Below are 18,172 nucleotides of genomic sequence, written 5' to 3'. Positions count from 1 at the left end.
CTCGTGAAATAACGGCGCTGATGTCCGTTAAGACCAGCATTCAGCCGCTTTTCCACATCTTAACGGCGCTCATGTCCGCAATGCTACACTATGTACTTGAAAACCGGTGCGTGACTGTCCACTTTCTGTACTGAGATCCATTCCGCCGGCCCCCCAGCCCCGCGGGCTTCCCAACAGGCTATTCCCTGCTGGGTAGGCCACAGGCTTCAGCAATAAGGCGGAAGGACTTCAGTTTGTCTTCAAAGCAGTGAATATGACTGGAGAGCATCAGCTCCCCGCACTGATATTGTTCAGCCAGCGCCTGCAACTGTTCCCTGACTTCTGCGGGGGAGCCTACGATCATCCGCTTGCGGTTCTCCCGGATGGTGAATCTGTCAAACGGTGTGTATGTATAATTCACAGCGGTATCCGGCGAAGGGGTGGGCGAAGAGACATGCCCTTTCTCCAGCAGTACTACGGACAGATCCATACTGGCTGCCAAGCGGTCCGCCTCTGCTGCGGTTTCAGCACAGACGGCAAATACAGCTGCCAGCGGCCGTGGCGCAGTACCGGCACAGGATGGCATGAAGCGGTTCTTGTATTCACGCACCGCTTCTGCTCCCCCGCTGCCGCTGATGAAATGAGCGAAGGCATACCCGGTGCCCAGCCGGGCTGAAAGTGCCGCACTGCTTTGACTTGAGCCAAGCAGCCAAATTTCCGGGGCAGAATGCACCGCAGGCATGACCTGCGGCCCGGCCGGGTTTACTGTGCCCGCATCTTCAGCATCATGCAGATAAGTGATAAGCTCCTGAAGCTGCTCCTCATAACGGTCTGCTCCAGCGGGACTAACACGGGTATCCTGGAGCGCTTTGGCCGCAGGGGCACCGCCCCCGGCGGCCCTGCCCACACCGAGATCAATGCGCCCGGGATACAGGGCCTCCAGAACACGGAAGTTCTCGGCGACCTTATAGGCACTATAGTGAGGCAGCAGCACAGCTCCTGAGCCGATGCGGATATCCGAGGTAACGGCAGCCAAATGAGCCATTAGCACCTCCGGGCTGGAGCCGGCCAGACCGGATGCAGCATGGTGCTCGGCTACCCAGAAGCGGTGATATCCAAGCCGCTCCGCCTCACGCGCAAGCAGCGCTGTCTGCGCTAACGCTTCTGCAGGCGAGCTTCCTGACGAGACTGGAGATTGATCCAGAATACTTATTTTCATAGCTGAGCAGCTCCAAATGAAACAGATTTTTGACAAAGAGGTTAGATATATCTAGGTGTCTTACGGCAGTAATCGCTGTATGCCTTACCGAACGTTTCGCGTAAATGCTTCTCTTCCTGCAGGATCAACAGATGTATGGCGAGGATGTTAAATACGGCAATAATCAGTGTCAAAAAGCTGGGATACATCAAATATAAGCCGGCAAACATAAGATCGAAGCCGACAAAGGCCGCATTCCGGCTAACCTTGTAAATCCCTCTGGTAATGAGCTTCGTGGCTGTAGACTTATCGATCCCGACCCTCCACGACGTTCTCATTGCCTTCATAGCCAGAATAAAAACGGCACACCCCAGACTAACGATACCCGCGCCGATAAAGTTTACCAACGGTTCATTGAAATGGCGGCCCACTATACCGACTATAAAAGATTCCGCCAAGGATAAAAAGAGCCAGGCTCCGCCCCAAATGAAAGTTGCAATTTTGACAAATAATTCAGTGGATCTGATTCCGGAGATCTTCTTGCCCTTAGCAAGTACATTGGCCCTTATACTGTTCTTCCCGTAGAGAATAACAAGCTTCGATACATAAGCAATGATAAAGATCCCAAAAAGCGTCAATGACAGAATATTCAGTGCAGTCATGATCAGATCACCTCTTCAAGAAATACATATGAATATTTGATCATATGTTTAATCGAATTGTAAACTCCGTATATTTTCATGTCAACTGGTTTTCAGGCTTCGCTGGTTATAATTTCGTATAAAAAAAGCAGCCCCGCATCAATCACGGAGCTGCTCAAGCAGCAATGTATTACTTCGACACCGGAACGGCGTCATAGTATTCTTCCAGGGTAAGCCCGCTTTCGAAGATTTCAGCAGCCATTTCTTTGCCTACGTAACGGACATGCCAAGGCTCATAAATGTAGCCGGTAATCGCCTGTTTGCCTTCGAGGAAACGGATGATGTATCCGTACTCGGCAGCGTGCTCGGCAAGCCAATTAGCTTCCTTCGTGCCGGCGAAGCAGCTTTCGGCTGCGCATTTACCGTCACTGCCGGAGAGGTCAATGGCCAGGCCCGTCTGGTGCTCGCTGTGTCCGGGAACCGCACTGTAGGTGCGGGCCTTCTCTTCGCCGTCTCTGGCAACATAGTTATTAAACAGTCTTTTCTGGGTGGACTCGGAACGGTAGCCGGAGACCCCGGCCAGATAAACGCCGTCCTTCTTCGCCCCGGCAAACATCTCTTCCAGTGCTTTGGCTGCTTCGCGCCGCATCATCCGCTTCTCTATTTTCTCCGAGAAAATAAACGGTACATCCGGGTAGACCAGATCTGCAGGCTTGTAATTATCAGGCAGCTTGTACTGCTTATTAACCATGACCGTGATGCTCTCCGGTTCGGCAGCTGTCATCTCAGCATTATTATTGCCGGAGGAACCGGTTGCCGGCTTCTTGGTAGGAGCAGGCTTGTCCGTAGCAGCAGGCTTCTTGGTGGGGGCCGGAGTCTCCGCTGGTGCAGCCGTTACTTCAGGCGCCGGTTCTGCTCCTGCGTTATTCCCCGTATTCTGCTCCTGGCCGTCTGGGTCTGCACTTGGCACAGCGGTAGGCTCAGCTGCCGCACCAGGTTCACCGGCAAGCTCTGTGCCTGTGTTTATGTTAGTTCCGTCTTCCGGGGAAGCTGACGGGGCTGTATATTTCCCGATCCCCCAGCCAACAGCAATAACTACAATGAATAAGACAATAATCTTAGCTGTTCTGGACATCCTGATTAGTTCCTCCTAAAAGTGTGGTATAGCATCTGCGTTCCGGGTATCCTTCGCAAAACCCGCCTCGGCAGCATAGACTGCAATTATCAATATCTATTAGACAGGCCTGAGGGTGAAAATGTTTCAGCTCAAATCAATAATCTGCTTCTGCCCCTAAAACAAATATTACCATAGGGCCGTTAGCTGATACGCTAACTGCCCTATGGTAACAAGCTTCACTCCCCTAAGTAAAGCGCCTTTATCTGGATGAGCCCCGGCCGCCGCGTGAGCCGCCGCCGCTGCGTCCGCCGCGCGAGGCGTTTCCTCCGCTGCTCCGTCCGCCGGAGCCGGACCCGCCTTTGCCGCCCTTGGAGCCGCCGCCGGCATTATAGCCGCCGCGCGATCCGCCTCGGGAAGCAGACGCCCCAGCGCCTCCAGCTTCGTTGCTGCGGGCTACATGCGCCCGGAATTTCGGGCTCGACTTCGCGCCGCCGGGATTGTATCCGGCACCGGAGCCGGCGCCCTTCGAAGCGCCGTAGCTGAATCCGCCGGCTTCTGCGCCCCGGGAGACGTTCGAGCTGTAGCCGCTGCTCGGCCCGCCCTTGGACGCGCCGCCCTTGCTGCCGCCGCGTCCGCCCGCGGCGCCTGCTCCAGCCGCGTAACCGCCAGCCGGGCTGTCGCCGCCGCTCGCGAAGGCGCCATAGCCGCCGCCCGGTCTTGGCTTCGCCGCGCTTTTGCCGGCAGAGCCGCCGCCCTTCGGCGCAGCAGCCGCTTCGTAGGCGCTGCGCTTGCCACCGCCTGCCGCGTCCTTCCGGCTGCGGCTTCCGCCTTCCGCAGGCGCGCCCCAGCCGCCTGCATCCTTGCCGCCGCGTCCGCGCCCGCCCGGACGCCCTGCGGCCTCCGCACGCGGCGCACCGCCGCTGCGGCCCTGCCCGCGGCCGCCGCGCCCGGCACGCGCTGCTTCAGGCGCAGCGCTCTGCCGCCCGCCGCGCGGCGAGCCGCCGCCCTGCACCGAGGAGAATTCGCCAACGCCGAATTCGTCCTTCTCGTACCGGCGGCGGTCCAGCCGCTGGGAGATGCCGTGCTCGATCACGTCGAGCCCGGCGCGCTCGCGCGGCGAAGAGAACGTGATCGCGAGGCCTTTGCCTCCGGCGCGGCCCGTACGGCCGATCCGGTGAATATAGCTGTCCGCATCCAGCGGAAGATCATAGTTGAAGACGTGGGTAATCCCTTCCACATCAAGCCCGCGCGCCGCTACATCGGTAGCAACCAGCAGCTGCAGCTTGGCATCACGGAACCGCTTCATGACCGCTTCGCGTTTGCCCTGCGACAGATCGCCGTGCAATTCGTCGCAATCGTACCCGGCGGCCTGCAGCGCTTCGTTCAGCTTAGATACCCGGCGCTTCGTCCGGCAGAAGATAATCGCCAGATACGGGCGGTCACGCTCGATCAGGGAGATCAGGGCTTCTTCCTTGTTGCGGTCCGAGCATTCCACCACCTGCTGGCGGATATTATCCAGCGGGATCGGAGAGCCGCTCTTGATAATAATATCGAGCGGTTCTTTCATATAGTTCGCAGCCAGCCGTTTAATCGGGTCCGGCATGGTCGCAGAGAACAGCATAGTCTGGCGGCGGTATGGCACCGACGTAATAATCGTTTCTACATCCTCCAGGAAGCCCATATGCAGCATCTGGTCTGCTTCATCCAGTACAAGCATCTTCACACCGCCGAGGTCGAGCGTTTCGCGGCGCAGGTGATCCAGCAGCCGTCCCGGTGTTCCGATAATCAGATGTCTGCCGCCCTCCAGCTTGCGGAGCTGCTTCTCGACATCTTGACCGCCGTACACAGCCAGAATCTTCACGCCCGTATGGCGCGCCAGCTTCCGCGCTTCTTCGGTAATCTGCAGGGCAAGCTCACGCGTCGGCGCAAGAATCAGCGCCTGCGGGTAAGCATTCTCCACCCGGATCTTGTCCATAATCGGCAGCAGGAAGGCCAGGGTCTTCCCGGTTCCTGTCTTGGCCCGGGCAATGACATCCAGACCTTCAACCAGCGGAGGAATAGCTTCCTCCTGCACTGGCGTCGGTTTAACAATCCCCTGTCCTTTGAGCAAATCATTCAGCACTTCAGAAACTCCTAATTCCTTAAAACCCGGCAATGTTTCCACCTCACTTAATTATTCTAATTGTTCTGTTCATAACTTATATTTATCCAAGTAACGGAGTAATGTACGCACTCATAGCTTCAGCCGGCCCGTAATCAAAGACACTTGTCCTCCCCGGGGCAGCAAACCGCCGCCGAAGGCGCTTAAGCATCATTATCAAACAAAAGCGGAAGAACCCCGTTGCCGGAGCTCTTCCGTCCCACTAACGCGCAAGGCAGGCGTCCGAAGTCCGGTTCTCTTAGGCAGCAGTGATCACCGGAAATTCAGACAGCACTCCATTTGCGTTCCATTACAAGTTTCCCAAGTTATCTTTGTATATTGTACTTGATTTTGTACCGTTTGTGTGCATCCCGGCCATAATAAATATTTTCCGGCCTTCTCCGGCTAGAAACGCCCGGACTTAAAGATCGAGAACAGCAGCCACAGCATCATCAGCAGGGCGATCACCGAGCCGATTTCCACAATCGGGAAATCCCACAGCAGCGAAGGCTCACCGCGCAGCGATGAGGCGATAATCAGCCCGGCCATAATAATGCTGAACGCCAGCAGGACAATACTGAAGGACAGCCTGTTGCCGATCCGGCTGAATTTATGATCGAGATCCTGAAACTCAGGCACCCCGATCTCTACCTTGAGCTTGCCCTTGCTGATAAGCGCAGACAGCTGCCGGGCCTGGGCAGGCAGCTCCACCAGGCTCTCGGCCAGATCGGCCACACCGCCCAGCAGCTTGCGCTGCAGCCGGCTTCCGCTGAAGCGCTGCTTCACCAGCTGCCTGCCGAACGGCTCAGCCATCTGCACAATACTGAAGGCCGGATCCAGACTGGCGACGATGCCCTCGAGCGTCAGCATCGTCTTGCCCAGCATCGCCAGATCCGGCGGGATAACCAGCCGGTGCTTGCGGGCAATGCCGAACAGATCATTCAGCGCTTTGCCGATACTGACCTGCTTGAACGGAATGTCATAATACTGCTCACGCAGCCGGTCCATGTCATCATGCAGCGCCGTCCGGTCAGCATCCTCAGGGATCACTCCGAGCCGTAAAATGGCCCGCACCATAGAATCCGTATTTTTGCGCATCAGGGCGATGACCAGCGCGGACAGCCCGTCCTTCATTTCCTCGCTCAGCCGCCCGACCATCCCGAAATCAATCAAGGCCAGCTTGCCGTCCTCCAGCACCATAACATTGCCGGGATGCGGATCAGCATGGAAGAAGCCGTGGATAAAAATCTGATTCAGCATCATCTCCACCAGCTGCTGGGCTACCGTCTTAAAGGTAACGCCCTGGTTCAGCAGCTCGTCCTTGCGGTTCAGCGTAATCCCGTCCACATACTCCATAGTCAGCACCCTTGCAGAGCTATAGTCCCAATAAATAACGGGAATATACACCCGTTCCTGTGGGGTCAGCTGTCCGGCAATCCGCTCTGCATTGCGTCCCTCCTGGCCGTAATCGAGCTCTGCCAGCAGCGCACGGGAGAATTCCTCAACCATCCGGGTCAGCCCGTACTGCTTGGCCCAGTCCAGCTTCCGCTCGGCAAGGATGCTTAAATCGAGCAGAATCTCCAGATCGCGGCTCATCGTCCGCATAATGCCGGGACGCTGGATTTTGACCGCCACACTCTTACCGCCATGCAGTACAGCCCGGTGCACTTGACCGATTGAGGCTGCAGCAAGCGGATGATTCTCGAAGTACTCGAACACCGCGTCAATCTGCTGGTCCAGCTCCTGCTCAACAATGTTGCGGGCGGTCTCGGCAGAGAACGGCGGCACGCTGTCCTGCAGCTTCACAAGCTCCTGTATAATAGAATCGGGCAGCAGATCGGAGCGGGTGCTGGCCAGCTGGCCTAATTTGACAAAAGTCGGCCCCAGCTCCTCCAGCACCCGGCGGATCCGCTCCCCGAGTGTCACACTTTCATGAACCTCCTGCGTAATCATCCGGCGCGGCAGGGACAGAAGGTGGTAGAGGCCCAGTTCCTCCACCATATAGCCGAAGCCATGACGCATAAGCGCCATGGCTATTGCCCGGTACCGCCCGGCATGCCGTATGCGGACTGCCATTTATTCCGTTTGCGTATCCGGCACGGCTGTTCCCTGGGGAGATTGGCCCTCCAGTTCAGCTACACGGCTCTCCAGTGAGGCTATACGTGACTCCAGCCCGGCAATATCGCTCTGGACAGGCACTTTGAGCTCCTTCAGCACCTTCTGGACCTGCTCATGCACGGCGGATTTGAATGCTCCGCGTTCCTCTTCCCCTCGCTCAATCAGCCGGTCTACGAGTGCTTTCGATTCTGAAGGCGCAAGCTCGCCCCGCTTTACAAGCTCATCTACAACCTTTTCTACCTTTTCCTTGCTGACGATGGTGAGGCCCACTCCTAAAGAGATTGCTTTCTTTAACAAATCACTCATGGTACTTTCCTCCCAAAGATTCCAGTTATGGATAATAACCCCACAAAGTGAGGCTTTGCTGCAGGTGATTGCTCAGGTACTTTGCGGGGACCCCAAAACACATTAATTCTTATCTTCTAAAGTATACCCCTTAACGGTTCATTTCACAAAACCACCCCTACAGCCGGGATGTTATCTCGGGATACGTGCTGCCCAGGTCGCTGCACGCAGAATGAGCTGGCGTACAGCCGGATGGGTGAATGAAGGCTCGTGGTGGCCCGGCATCAGATAGACTACCCGGCCGAGGCCATAGCTATGGCACCAGGCTGCAGGCAGCAGCTCGCCGTCTGCTTCATATTCAAGCAGAATCTTCTTATCCGTGAACGGGTCGAACTCGAAGCGGTACGGCTCTTCATCCAGCTGGAAATCCTCAATGCCTTCCGTAATATCATGCTCCCGGACCTTGAAATTCAGCGGGGCGTATGGAGGATGTCCGGTAAACCTGCCGCCGATCAGATGAGCCAGCTCATACCGCTTGGCCAGGGATACACCGGTATGCAGCACAATCAGTCCGCCGCCGCCGCTCACATAGCTCAGCAGGCCTGCGGTCTGCTGCGGAGATACCGTTTCGTTCCATAATTCGTTATATGCGATACACAGATCATATCCCGCCAGATGCTCGCTTAGCAGCAGCTTCTTATTCTCCGAGCACTGGACGGTCAGAAGATCATTCAATATTTCGCTGACCTGCTTGTCTACGCCTTGCAGCGGGTGAAACCGGGGGTGAGTATAGTCGCCAAGCAGCAGGCATTTTCTCTTATCCATGTGTCTCCTCCTTGTATCTTTATCTTTGTAGTTGAACGTTGCCTATTATTCTAAGGAAAACAGCCCGAGATGTCCATAAAATCCCCCCACAAAGTGGGGCCTTGCACAGATGTCCTCTCATAAAGAATTCCCGCCCTAACGGACGGGAATTCCAGCCTGCCACTCTCTGAGATCGCTGAAGCCTTTATTTTACCGGGAAGCCGCCAAGTACCTGCCAAGCTCAACAAACATGCTGCCCATCCGTTCATGCTCCGGCATCACAATCCGCTGCACGCCCTCTTCCTTCAGTGCTTCCGAGGTAATCCGGCCGACAGATACTGCAATCACCCGGGTCTCCAGCGCCTCAACCAGCTCTGCCAGCCGGCCTTGCTCCCGTGCATACTGGGCCAGGAAGCGGAATTGCGGTCCGCTGGTGAAGGCTACCGCATCCACCCTGCCTTCCGTAATTTCCGCCAGCAGCAGAGCCAGTGCCTCCGGCCCGGGCGGCGTGTACCGGTAAGGCTGCACGCAGCGGACGGATGCACCCGCCTGTTCCAGCCACTGAACCAGCCTGACAGCCGGCTCGCCGTGCAGCTGCAGTACAACCTGCTTCCCCTCCAGCTCCCAGTCCTGCAGCCCGCGGATCAGGCCCCTTGTGCTGCCGTCATCATCACGCACCACCGGTTCCAGCCCCCGTTTCTTCAGGGCATTCACCGTCTTATAGCCGCGTGCTGCGATCGGGGAGGCAGAGAGCACTTGGAGGAACCTGTCCTCAAGCGCAAGCTTCGCTGCCATCTCGAATAAGGCGTCCAGTCCCATCCCGGTTGTCAGCACCGCCAGATCCGGCGGATGTTCAACCCAGTCCGCCAGCCCGCTGCGCAGAAGTTCATCATCCAGGAAAGAGGTTCCCTGGGCCGGACGATGCACTGCGGTCCCTCCCATATTGTGTACAAGCTTGGCCATCTCCTCAGACTTGCGCGGACCGGCCAGGGCTACAGTTATGCCCTTTAATTGCTCTGCCATGATCGTTCCTCTCCTTCATTATCCGTATTATTGTTTATCTGTGTATAATTTAAACCGGCCGACCAGCCGCTGGAGCTCATCGGCAAGATGACTCAAATCGGCTGTGGAGGAAGCGATTTCTTCCACCGAGGCCAGCTGCTGCTGGGCAGCAGCCGAGATCGTCTCGGTATTGCCCGCAGCCTCCTGGGTAATGCCCCGGATCTCCAGAATGGCCTTATCCATGCTGTCCGCTTCCTGCGTCAGGGTATGTACCGCCCCGTTCATCGCTTCAATCTTCTCCGCGGCCCCTTTGACGGCCCGGCGGATCCGTGAGAAGGAACGCCCGGTCGTATCCACTGCCATAATGCCCTCCGATACCCGGTTCTTCGCATATTCCATAGTTGCCGTAGCCTGAACCATCTCTGTGCGGATGGACGAAATCTGCTCCGAGATCATTTTCGCTGATTTCTCGGATTCTTCCGCCAGCTTACGTACCTCTGAGGCTACTACAGCGAAGCCCCGGCCCTGCTCACCTGCTCTGGCCGCTTCAATTGAGGCATTCAGTGCCAGCAGGTTGGTCTGCCGTGAGATTCCGGTAATTACGCCGACAATCCCCTGAATCTGTCCGGTCCGCTCATTCAGCCTGTCAATAACTCCCCCCAGCTCCTCAACCGTTTCATGAATGCCGTTGATCTTATCCACAACACTGATTACAGACTCATTACCCTCTGAAGCCGAGAGCGAGGTCTTGTCCATCATCGCCGAGACCTGGCCCATGAATTCGGAGATATGCTCAACCTCACTGGTTGTAGCCGCCGTGCTTTCCATTCCCCTGTGCACGCTGCTCACCTGCCGCTCCGTTCCGGATGCAACCTCCTGGATCGCAGTGGTAACATGCTCAATGGCTTTGGTAGTCTGCTCGGCCCCGGCCGTCAGCTGCTCGGCTGAGGAGGAGACATTATCGGTCATCTCCTGCACGCTGATAATCATCTGCCGCAGATTACCGACCATGGTACGGAAGTTCTCTGCCAGGAGGCCGATCTCATCGCTTGCGAAATTACCGATATCCTGCGACAAGTCACCGGCAGAGATCATTTCCGTAGCCCGGCGCAGCCGGACCAGCGGCTTCAGGATGGAGGAGACATTGAGGTAAATGAGAAACAGCGCCAGCAGGACTGAGACAGAGATCACCAGCCATACGGTTTGCCGGATATCCTCAGTGGCGCTTGAAACCTCACTTTTGCTGATGGTGCCGCCGATTCTCCAGCCGGTCAGCTCATTCACCATATAGGTCATTTTCTTGTCGGTATCCTCATACTTATAGTCGAAGCTGCCGCTTTCTCCGGCGAACATCTGCTTTACGAAATCAAGCGTCGATTCCTGGCCAATCGTCTCCACCGGATGGACAAGGAATTTCTTGCTGCTGTCGATAATCAGAATATACCCTTGCTGGCCTACCTTAATATCGGTCAGATCAGCCAGAGAGGATAGATTAAGATCAAGTCCCACCACCCCGTTTCCGCCGGCGAGCACCATCGAAATAGCAATCGCTGTCTCATTATTTACCGACTGGAATACCGGTGAGATCACAACGCCTGAGCCGGCTTTAAGCGCATTGATATACGCATTCTCCTTACGCGGATCGTAGCCGTCCGGCAGTTGGATATCAGATGCGCGGATGCTGCTGCCTTTGCTTGTTCCGGCATAGATATCAAGCACGTCGGAATGCAGCTCGCCATACTCCTTAAGCCTTGTCTTCAGATCAGGCGCGGCCCCTCCCGCAGCTTCATTATTAATAGCCTCAGCCGAAAGCTGTGCCGCGAAATAACTTATATCATCAATCTTCGCTTGAATATTCGCATCAATAATTTCATTCACTGCAACCACACTCTCAAGGGCATTGCGGGTGAGCTGCTCTTCCACTTTGCCGCTGGCTGACTGATAGGTTAGCCAGCCGATAATGATGCTGGGAGCCAGAAGGACTAGCAGATATGTAAGTATTAGTTTCGTGCGGATGGACAGACGCGCCTTTTTATTCATATGATGGACTCACTCTCTCTTTCTTTATAGGTCTTAAGCACGATAAAGTTGAATCTTATATATATAATTAAATACCGGCTTTGTAAACCCTCTTTTCTCCCCCAACTTATTAGTATTCTCCTATGTTTCTTAATAATTTTTATAATCACATAACAAAAGACCGTTTGCATGAAAACGGTCTTTTGTTATATATCAATTATATCCGCAGCCGTACTCCCGCTGTGAATCACTATGAATTGTCCGCTAGTGTGCTAGTGCTTAGCCTTGGTCCGGCAGGCCGGGCATACGCCCCCGAACACAACATGAGTGTGGGTAATGGAATAACCGGTATCCTCCGCAACTGTATCGATCCATTCCTGCGGAACCTGGCTCATCACCTCATCCACTGCGCCGCATACTTCACAAATAATATGCTGGTGATCGTCCAGACGGGCGTCATATCTGCTTGCCGCCTCTCCAAGCTTCAGCTCCCGGATCATCTGCTTATCCGACAGATAACGCAGGGAATTATATACAGTCCCGTAAGCGAGGTTATGCCCCTGCTCTACAAGCCGGTTCATCACTTCAGCGGCAGTAGGGTGGTCATGGGAATTACGGACGATATCATACACGGCTTGACGCTGAGAAGTCAGGTTCAGGGTTCTCATCTTCATCATCCTCTAACTTGTTTTTAGATCAAGTATAAATCTTGATGCCAGCACCGTCAATCCGGATCAGCTTCTATTTGATCATTCCCGAATACTTGATATTCACCTTCGCTTTCACCTGAAATTTCAGCCGGGGATAGATCGTTTCCCATTCCGCCATCTCAGTGTCATTGTTCCAGTGTCTGGACCCGTAATGCAGCCCCCAGCCCATGGGGTCCATTCCGCTGTTCTGAATTTTGACCAGCAGCGCCGTAACCGCCTTGTTCAGCTCGTCTTCCCCATCGTGTTCAATTTTCTTCAGCAGAGCGTGAGTGACCATTTCCTCGGTACTGTTCTCCTCAAGAATTGCACTGATCTTAATCGTATAGCGGATGTAAGGCTCTTCTTCCTGCGGAGTAACAATCTTATAGCTTGAAGAACTGCTCTCTGTGTAGTACTGGTACATTCCGTCACCGATATGTGCGGGAAAGTTCGTCCGCAGATTAGGGCGGGAGAGCAGATTGAACAGCCGGCTCTCATCCGGGGAGAGCACGAGCTTGATTTTATTTTTATCCAGCAGGGCAATCTTGTCGATCAGGAACTGCTCCTCCCCCTGGGCTTCAATAATCGGCAGAATCGGATCAATCCCCTGCTCATAGATGCTCCTCATCAGCTGATAAGAATACACGCTGGAGATAAACGGTGATTCCGTTCCCTGCCCGCTCATCGCCAGAATCAGCGAGTTCGACGGAATACGTTCAGAGGGCGGCTTCACCTTCAATACATCAAGTGCCTCCGGCTTCCCCACCGCGAAGTTAAGAATCAGCTGGATATCCCTGCGCCGTACGGCCCAGTCGACCACATGCCTGATATCCCTGGCAGCCACCTGCTCCCCCAGAATCAGCGTTTTGCAATGAACGTAGTCCAGTTCCTTCTCCACCTTGGATTTCATCCGCCGCAGCGCCTCTGATATACTCTCCGATTCTTCGGTAAGGATCTGCATCTTCTCGTCGATCTTCGTCACATCGCCTTGCGGAATGGCCAGCTTCAGACTGACCTTGAAGGTGCCCTGCTCCTTGCCGGGATCAATTCCGATCGCGACAACAAAGATTCTCCGGTCAATATCCTTGAAGTTGCAGCCGGTTAAAGCAAGGGATACCAGCAGCACAAGTAGGGCGCTCCATAACCTCTGCCTTCTTCTCACGCTCTCTGCCTCCTTACTTTCCAGAAGCACCAGCACAGCAGAATGATCAGCAGCAGCTCCCCGTACCAGCGGATATGCAGCAGGAAAACACCCAGCAGATTAAGTGCATACTGGTCCAGTCTCAGCATCAGCAAAGTTCCGGCCGCAAACAGGACCAGGATTGTAATTTCCTGCCGCAGCTTGCGCTTCGGCTGTTTGTCTGAAGAGGGCAGCAGGCTGAGCAGCAGCTCTTTACCGACATGCCACTGGATAATAGTGCTGACCAGGGATAGGGTGATATAAGCAAAGTAGAAGATATACAGCATCCGTTCAATCAGAAAGGCTTCTACCCGCAGGCTGTCCGCCGTAGTGAACCAGGTATATACATGCCGCTCCACACCGATGGTTCCATGGTACCCGATCGGCACAAAAAAGCTTACCGCAAGCACAAGCAGTCCCTCCAGACTTAGAATCCACAGGTGCTTGACCTTCAGGCCATGGAATACCCGGTTAAAGATAGCCATGTTAATATATCCGCTGAACGTAAAGCTTGCCGCGGCAATACTGTTCATATCCGGGGCATGCAAGGAATGGGTCATCACCTGCAGAATAGCATCCCAGCTGATATCCGGGCTGATTACTGCCTTAACCATTGTATATATAATCAAGGGCACGGTAATCCCCAGCGTAATCTCCAGACCGTAGAGCAGCGACAGCGAGTCTATGCGGGAACACAGGCAGACTACGGCAAGGAAGCCAAGCAGCACCGCATAGGGGCCTGTATCCGGGCTGATGAACCGCAGGGTAATATCCACGAAGGACAGCAGGATCAGCGCCCCCGCCATAAACCAGAGAAATGCGTAGACCAGAATCAGCGGTGAAGCCAGCAGCTTAGGCAGACCTGAGCTGAATATCTCAGGCAGCCCCTGGCCGGGAAATTTATTGATTACCTTGGAGAACAGGTACAGAAACAGCGTCCCCACAGCTACTGCAACCAGAATAGAGGACTGCGCTCCGTCAAACCGGGCATCAATCAGCTCACGGGGGGTAAAGTTAATGATATTAATCAGCGTGTTCATTAGAAAAAGACAATAGAAATAGCGGTTGTTCGCCTTCATCCTCCACCGCTTTTCTTCTTCAGGGTCTCTCCGATGGTATCCAGGGCAAACAGTTTGAAATACGGCTGGCCAAAGCTGCGCTGGCTGCATAAATACAGGGTGAAGCCCACCAGGCAGACGACAACCCCCACCAGCCCCAGCACCGCAGCCGCAATGACGAAGAAATATTTCAGCACCCGGATGGAGAAGCTCATCATATTCAGCGGAATGAGGAAGTTGGATATAGCCACAACCGACACCAGAATTATCATAATATTACCGATCAGCCCCGCCGCTGTTGCGGCTTGCCCCAGAATCAGACCGCCGACGGTTGTTGCGGTGGGACCAATGGCCCTTGGAAGCCTTAAGCTCGCTTCTGTCAGAAATTCCATCATGATCATCATCAGAATAACCTCAACAAAAGACGGATAAGGAACCGTTGCTCTGCTGCCCCCGATCAGCAGGGCGATCTGCACACGGACGATCTCCGGATTGTACGAGGTAAACGCAATATAGAGTGCAGGCAGCCACAACGTCATAGCCACACCGAGAATACGCAGCATTTTCAGAAACCGTCCTACGAAGGGAAGATGCACTTTATCATCCATTGCGGTGAAGAAGTCATTGAAAATAGACGGAAGCACGATCGCATATCCGGTAGTATCCAGCAAGACAGCGACCTTGCCTTCGGCCAGATTGAAGACCACCCGGTCCGGCCGCTCTGTAACAATCGTCTTCGGAAAAATGCGCAGCTTATCGCTGCTGATATATTTCTCCAGCTCACCGGCCGCCTGCAGCACATCCAGCTTCAGCGTATCCAGCTTTTCTCTCAGCTCTGCGAGCACATCGTGATTCACCCGGCTCTCATCATAGAGAATAGCTGCTTTGGTCTTCGAGACATTGCCGATAATGGTGAATTCCATCTTCAGCCCGGAGGATTGATACCGCCGCCTGATCAGGTTGAGGTTCACCGCCAGATTCTCACCCAGCGCATCCGAGGGTCCTTGGCTGATGCTCTCTGTAATGGTCTCCTTGACGCTGCTGTTCTCAGAACGGAGCACATCAAGGAAGCAGAGCCGGCCGGAGCAGCCGATGCAGGCATAACCGCTGAGCAGAAGATCGATTGCGCGTTTTCCCTCCGAAGTCTCCTCACTGCCCGGGGCATCCGTAATGTAGCTGTAGTAAGCCTCCACACTCTTCATTTCGTAAAATGGCGCCACAATGCTCCGGCTGATCGCCTGGCCATCAGTAACGCTTTTGATGTACAGCAGGCTGATCTGTCCTGAAGGGACCTCCATAAGCTTGTCCTCCAGATCACCGAACCCGCTCAGCTGCCCTCTGATCCATTCCAGTGTAGCTCCCTGCTTATGTTCTCGTGCTGTCACGGATCTTCCCCCTCCAGGACCAGTTTACTGGGAACTTCCCCTTATTTTGCTACTCCGCCTCCCATTTCATGCACCTTACACCTGGACCGCGGGTTTCTTTTATAGGGAGTGTGGTAATAAATGAAGTGAATACTGAACTGGAGGGATTATTCAATGCATTCACAGACTCCCCGTTTGCAAGGTCTTCCCCAATTTCCGGAATCCTTATGGCTGGGCAGTACCGAGCTGCCCTCCTTTCCGAAGCTTGCGGAAGATCATGTTACTGATGTAGCCATAGTAGGTGCAGGCATTACCGGGATTACAACAGCGTATCTGCTGTCCAGCGCCGGATATAAGGTGACTCTGCTTGAGGCCGGAACGGTGCTCGGCGGCACCACCGGGTTCACCAGCGCCAAAATTTCCGCCCAGCACGGCATGATTTACCATGATCTGCTGAAGCATTTCGGCGAGGAGCAAGCACGGGCATACTATCATTCGAACAGCGAAGCACTGGAGTGGATGGTTGCTACCGCCGGAGAGCTGGGGTTATCCTGCGATATGAAACGTGAGGATGCCTATCTGTACGCCGATATGGGCGATGAGAAGACGCTGAAGCAGCTGGCTGCCGAGTACGAGGCTTACGTTAAGCTCGGGCTGCCCGGGGAGTGGCAGGACCGGGTATCCTTGCCGCTGCGGGCCGGAGGGGCTATCCGGCTGCCCGGGCAGGCACGCTTTCATCCGCTGCATTATCTGAAGGGGCTGCTGCAGGCTGTCCTGGATAAGGGCGGAACGGTGTATGAGCACACGATGATCGGAGAGAAGGTCGATACGGACGGACGCCTTACACTCTACACCGAAGGAAGCAGCTGCAAAATCACCTGCCGTCATGCCGTATCGGCTTCGCATTTCCCCTTCTATGACGGCGGCTCGCTCTATTTCTCCCGGCTGCATGCTGAGCGTTCCTATTGTCTTGCGGTTGAGCCGGAGACTGATTATGAAGGCGGCATGTACTTGAGCGCCGGCGAGCCTACCCGGTCACTGCGGGCGGTAGAATGGGGAGATCAGAAGCTGGTTATCGTCGGCGGCGAGAATCACAAGACCGGCCAAGGCATCTGTACGTTCGGCCACTATGAGAAGCTGGAGCGGTTCGCCGGGGAACTGCTCGGAATCCGCAGTGTTCCTTACCGCTGGTCCACGCAGGACCTGATTACACTCGACCGGGTTCCCTATATCGGCAAGCGGGCGGAGGATGAAGAAATCTATATCGCCACCGGCTTCGGCAAATGGGGCATGACCAGCGGTACGCTGGCGGCACGGCTGATTACCGACGGCATTCTCGGCAGCAGTAATCCGTATGCCGGGTTATACGATCCGTCCCGCTTCAAAGCTATTCCCGGCATCAAAAATTTCATCGTCCAGAACTTCTCTGTCACCAAGGAGCTGGTCGCCGGAAAAGTGGAGATTATCCATAAGAAAACACAGGATCTGGCGCCGGACGAAGGCGCCGTCGTCCTCCATGACGGCAAGCGGGTAGGCGGATACCGCGACTCCGGGGGTACACTGCATCTCGTAGACAGAACCTGCACGCATCTGGGCTGTGAATGTGAATGGAATGAGGCGGAGCGCACCTGGGATTGCCCATGCCACGGCTCCCGGTTCTCGTACAACGGCGATGTGATCGAGGGTCCGGCCACAGTTCCGCTCAAGCAGCTTACGGCAGAGAACTGAACGGTATCCCGCACCGCGTGATTGTCCCTTTCCGCTCAGGTATAATAAACCTTAGGTTTATGCACTTAGAAGTATTCTATCTAATAAGGAGCGTGGCAAAGGTCATGGATTTGAGAGGAACCAGTATTGTCATTACAGGTGCAGGCAAGGGGATCGGCAAGGCGCTCGCGCTCGCGCTGGCCAAGGAAGGCGCGAATCTGGGGCTGATCTCCAGAACTTCGGCCGATCTTGAGGCACTGAAGGCGGCATTGACCGAGGTCTACGATATTAAGGTCAGCATTGCTGTAGCCGATATCGCGGTACGTGAAGAAGCGGAGCGGGCTGTTGCCGCACTGCAGAATGATCTTGGGCCCTTCGATGCGCTGATTAACAATGCCGGAATTGCTAAGTTCGGCACCTTCCTGGAGATGGACCCGGCGGACTGGGAACGCCACATGCAGATTAATCTCTTCGGTGCTTATTATGTGACCCGCGCGGCGCTGCCCGCCATGATTGAGCGCTCCAGCGGCAACATTATCAACATCTCTTCCACCGCAGGCGAACGCGGCTTCGCCACCGGCTCGGCTTACTGTGCATCCAAGTTTGCCCTTATGGGCATGACCGAAGCGCTGGCGATGGAGGTCCGCAAGTCTAACATCCGGGTGGTGGCGCTGACGCCCAGCACAGTCAACACCGGCCTTGCTTCGGACGCCGGCCTGAAGATCGGTGATGAAGACCGGATGATGCAGCCGGAGGATGTTGCTGAGCTGGCGCTCGCCGCCCTGAAGCTGCCGGACCGCGTCTTCCTAAAGACTGCCGGCATCTGGACGACCAATCCGCAGTAAATACGTTACAGAATAGGAGTGCAAAC

The 18,172-nt window shown here is 55.1% G+C and carries 15 protein-coding genes; 2 read left to right on the top strand and 13 right to left on the bottom strand.

Features of this window, described 5'->3' with window-relative positions:
- Positions 1–178: 178 nt before the first annotated feature.
- The 13 genes from LOS79_RS26890 to LOS79_RS26830 all read right to left on the bottom strand — a co-directional run bounded on the left by LOS79_RS26890 (position 179) and on the right by LOS79_RS26830 (position 15,615).
- The gene (locus LOS79_RS26890) at positions 179–1,198 is read right to left on the bottom strand and encodes an LLM class flavin-dependent oxidoreductase (protein ID WP_315413709.1); all 1,020 of its coding nucleotides are present in this window, start codon (positions 1,196–1,198) and stop codon (positions 179–181) included.
- A 41-nt stretch (positions 1,199–1,239) separates the two neighbouring features.
- The gene (locus LOS79_RS26885) at positions 1,240–1,839 is read right to left on the bottom strand and encodes a methyltransferase family protein (RefSeq protein WP_315413707.1); all 600 of its coding nucleotides are present in this window, start codon (positions 1,837–1,839) and stop codon (positions 1,240–1,242) included.
- Positions 1,840–2,008: 169 nt separating this feature from the next.
- Positions 2,009–2,953, bottom strand: coding sequence for a M15 family metallopeptidase (locus LOS79_RS26880; RefSeq protein WP_315413706.1), 945 nt, complete (start codon positions 2,951–2,953; stop codon positions 2,009–2,011).
- A 241-nt stretch (positions 2,954–3,194) separates the two neighbouring features.
- On the bottom strand, positions 3,195–5,090 hold the full coding sequence (locus tag LOS79_RS26875; protein WP_397386696.1) for a DEAD/DEAH box helicase: 1,896 nt from the start codon (positions 5,088–5,090) through the stop codon (positions 3,195–3,197).
- Positions 5,091–5,480: 390 nt separating this feature from the next.
- Positions 5,481–7,151, bottom strand: a complete 1,671-nt coding sequence (locus tag LOS79_RS26870; protein WP_315413703.1) for an ABC1 kinase family protein — start codon at positions 7,149–7,151, stop codon at positions 5,481–5,483.
- Entirely contained in the window at positions 7,152–7,499 is a 348-nt protein-coding gene (locus LOS79_RS26865; protein WP_315413701.1) for a phasin family protein, read from the bottom strand.
- A gap of 171 nt (positions 7,500–7,670) precedes the next feature.
- Entirely contained in the window at positions 7,671–8,303 is a 633-nt protein-coding gene (locus tag LOS79_RS26860; protein WP_315413700.1) for a ThuA domain-containing protein, read from the bottom strand.
- 189 nt (positions 8,304–8,492) lie between these two features.
- The gene (locus tag LOS79_RS26855; RefSeq protein WP_315413698.1) at positions 8,493–9,305 is read right to left on the bottom strand and encodes a uroporphyrinogen-III synthase; all 813 of its coding nucleotides are present in this window, start codon (positions 9,303–9,305) and stop codon (positions 8,493–8,495) included.
- A gap of 27 nt (positions 9,306–9,332) precedes the next feature.
- Positions 9,333–11,324 (bottom strand): methyl-accepting chemotaxis protein, encoded by a 1,992-nt coding sequence (locus tag LOS79_RS26850; RefSeq protein WP_315413697.1) that lies wholly within the window; start codon positions 11,322–11,324, stop codon positions 9,333–9,335.
- A 251-nt stretch (positions 11,325–11,575) separates the two neighbouring features.
- Positions 11,576–11,971, bottom strand: a complete 396-nt coding sequence (locus LOS79_RS26845) for a Fur family transcriptional regulator (protein ID WP_315413696.1) — start codon at positions 11,969–11,971, stop codon at positions 11,576–11,578.
- A 73-nt stretch (positions 11,972–12,044) separates the two neighbouring features.
- Positions 12,045–13,154: a Ger(x)C family spore germination protein gene (locus LOS79_RS26840; protein ID WP_315413694.1), complete on the bottom strand. Its 1,110-nt coding sequence runs from the start codon at positions 13,152–13,154 to the stop codon at positions 12,045–12,047.
- Complete coding sequence (locus LOS79_RS26835) at positions 13,151–14,212, bottom strand: GerAB/ArcD/ProY family transporter (protein WP_315413692.1); 1,062 nt, start codon at positions 14,210–14,212, stop codon at positions 13,151–13,153. The genes LOS79_RS26840 and LOS79_RS26835 overlap by 4 nt, the downstream gene beginning before the upstream one ends.
- A 35-nt stretch (positions 14,213–14,247) precedes the next feature.
- Positions 14,248–15,615: a spore germination protein gene (locus LOS79_RS26830; protein ID WP_315413691.1), complete on the bottom strand. Its 1,368-nt coding sequence runs from the start codon at positions 15,613–15,615 to the stop codon at positions 14,248–14,250.
- 153 nt (positions 15,616–15,768) lie between these two features.
- Here LOS79_RS26830 and LOS79_RS26825 point away from each other — a divergent pair, with 153 nt between their 5' ends.
- Both LOS79_RS26825 and LOS79_RS26820 read left to right on the top strand, forming a co-directional pair.
- Positions 15,769–17,322 (top strand): FAD-dependent oxidoreductase, encoded by a 1,554-nt coding sequence (locus tag LOS79_RS26825; protein WP_315413690.1) that lies wholly within the window; start codon positions 15,769–15,771, stop codon positions 17,320–17,322.
- A gap of 104 nt (positions 17,323–17,426) precedes the next feature.
- Complete coding sequence (locus LOS79_RS26820) at positions 17,427–18,146, top strand: 3-ketoacyl-ACP reductase (RefSeq protein ID WP_315413689.1); 720 nt, start codon at positions 17,427–17,429, stop codon at positions 18,144–18,146.
- The last annotated feature ends 26 nt before the right edge of the window (positions 18,147–18,172 follow it).

This window comes from Paenibacillus sp. MMS20-IR301 (genome assembly GCF_032302195.1).
Classification (GTDB): Bacteria; Bacillota; Bacilli; order Paenibacillales; family Paenibacillaceae; genus Paenibacillus_AQ.
The sequence above is the reverse complement of the archived record's forward strand: the minus strand, read 5'-3'. Positions and strand labels throughout refer to the sequence as shown.

Coding starts and splice junctions, on each gene's coding strand:
- LOS79_RS26835 (WP_315413692.1), bottom strand. CDS start 14,212: ATGAACACGCTGATTAATATCATTAACTTTACCCCCCGTGAGCTGATT.
- LOS79_RS26860 (WP_315413700.1), bottom strand. CDS start 8,303: ATGGATAAGAGAAAATGCCTGCTGCTTGGCGACTATACTCACCCCCGG.
- LOS79_RS26885 (WP_315413707.1), bottom strand. CDS start 1,839: ATGACTGCACTGAATATTCTGTCATTGACGCTTTTTGGGATCTTTATC.
- LOS79_RS26820 (WP_315413689.1), top strand. CDS start 17,427: ATGGATTTGAGAGGAACCAGTATTGTCATTACAGGTGCAGGCAAGGGG.
- LOS79_RS26890 (WP_315413709.1), bottom strand. CDS start 1,198: ATGAAAATAAGTATTCTGGATCAATCTCCAGTCTCGTCAGGAAGCTCG.
- LOS79_RS26855 (WP_315413698.1), bottom strand. CDS start 9,305: ATGGCAGAGCAATTAAAGGGCATAACTGTAGCCCTGGCCGGTCCGCGC.
- LOS79_RS26825 (WP_315413690.1), top strand. CDS start 15,769: ATGCATTCACAGACTCCCCGTTTGCAAGGTCTTCCCCAATTTCCGGAA.
- LOS79_RS26850 (WP_315413697.1), bottom strand. CDS start 11,324: ATGAATAAAAAGGCGCGTCTGTCCATCCGCACGAAACTAATACTTACA.
- LOS79_RS26845 (WP_315413696.1), bottom strand. CDS start 11,971: ATGAGAACCCTGAACCTGACTTCTCAGCGTCAAGCCGTGTATGATATC.
- LOS79_RS26870 (WP_315413703.1), bottom strand. CDS start 7,151: ATGGCAGTCCGCATACGGCATGCCGGGCGGTACCGGGCAATAGCCATG.
- LOS79_RS26865 (WP_315413701.1), bottom strand. CDS start 7,499: ATGAGTGATTTGTTAAAGAAAGCAATCTCTTTAGGAGTGGGCCTCACC.
- LOS79_RS26880 (WP_315413706.1), bottom strand. CDS start 2,953: ATGTCCAGAACAGCTAAGATTATTGTCTTATTCATTGTAGTTATTGCT.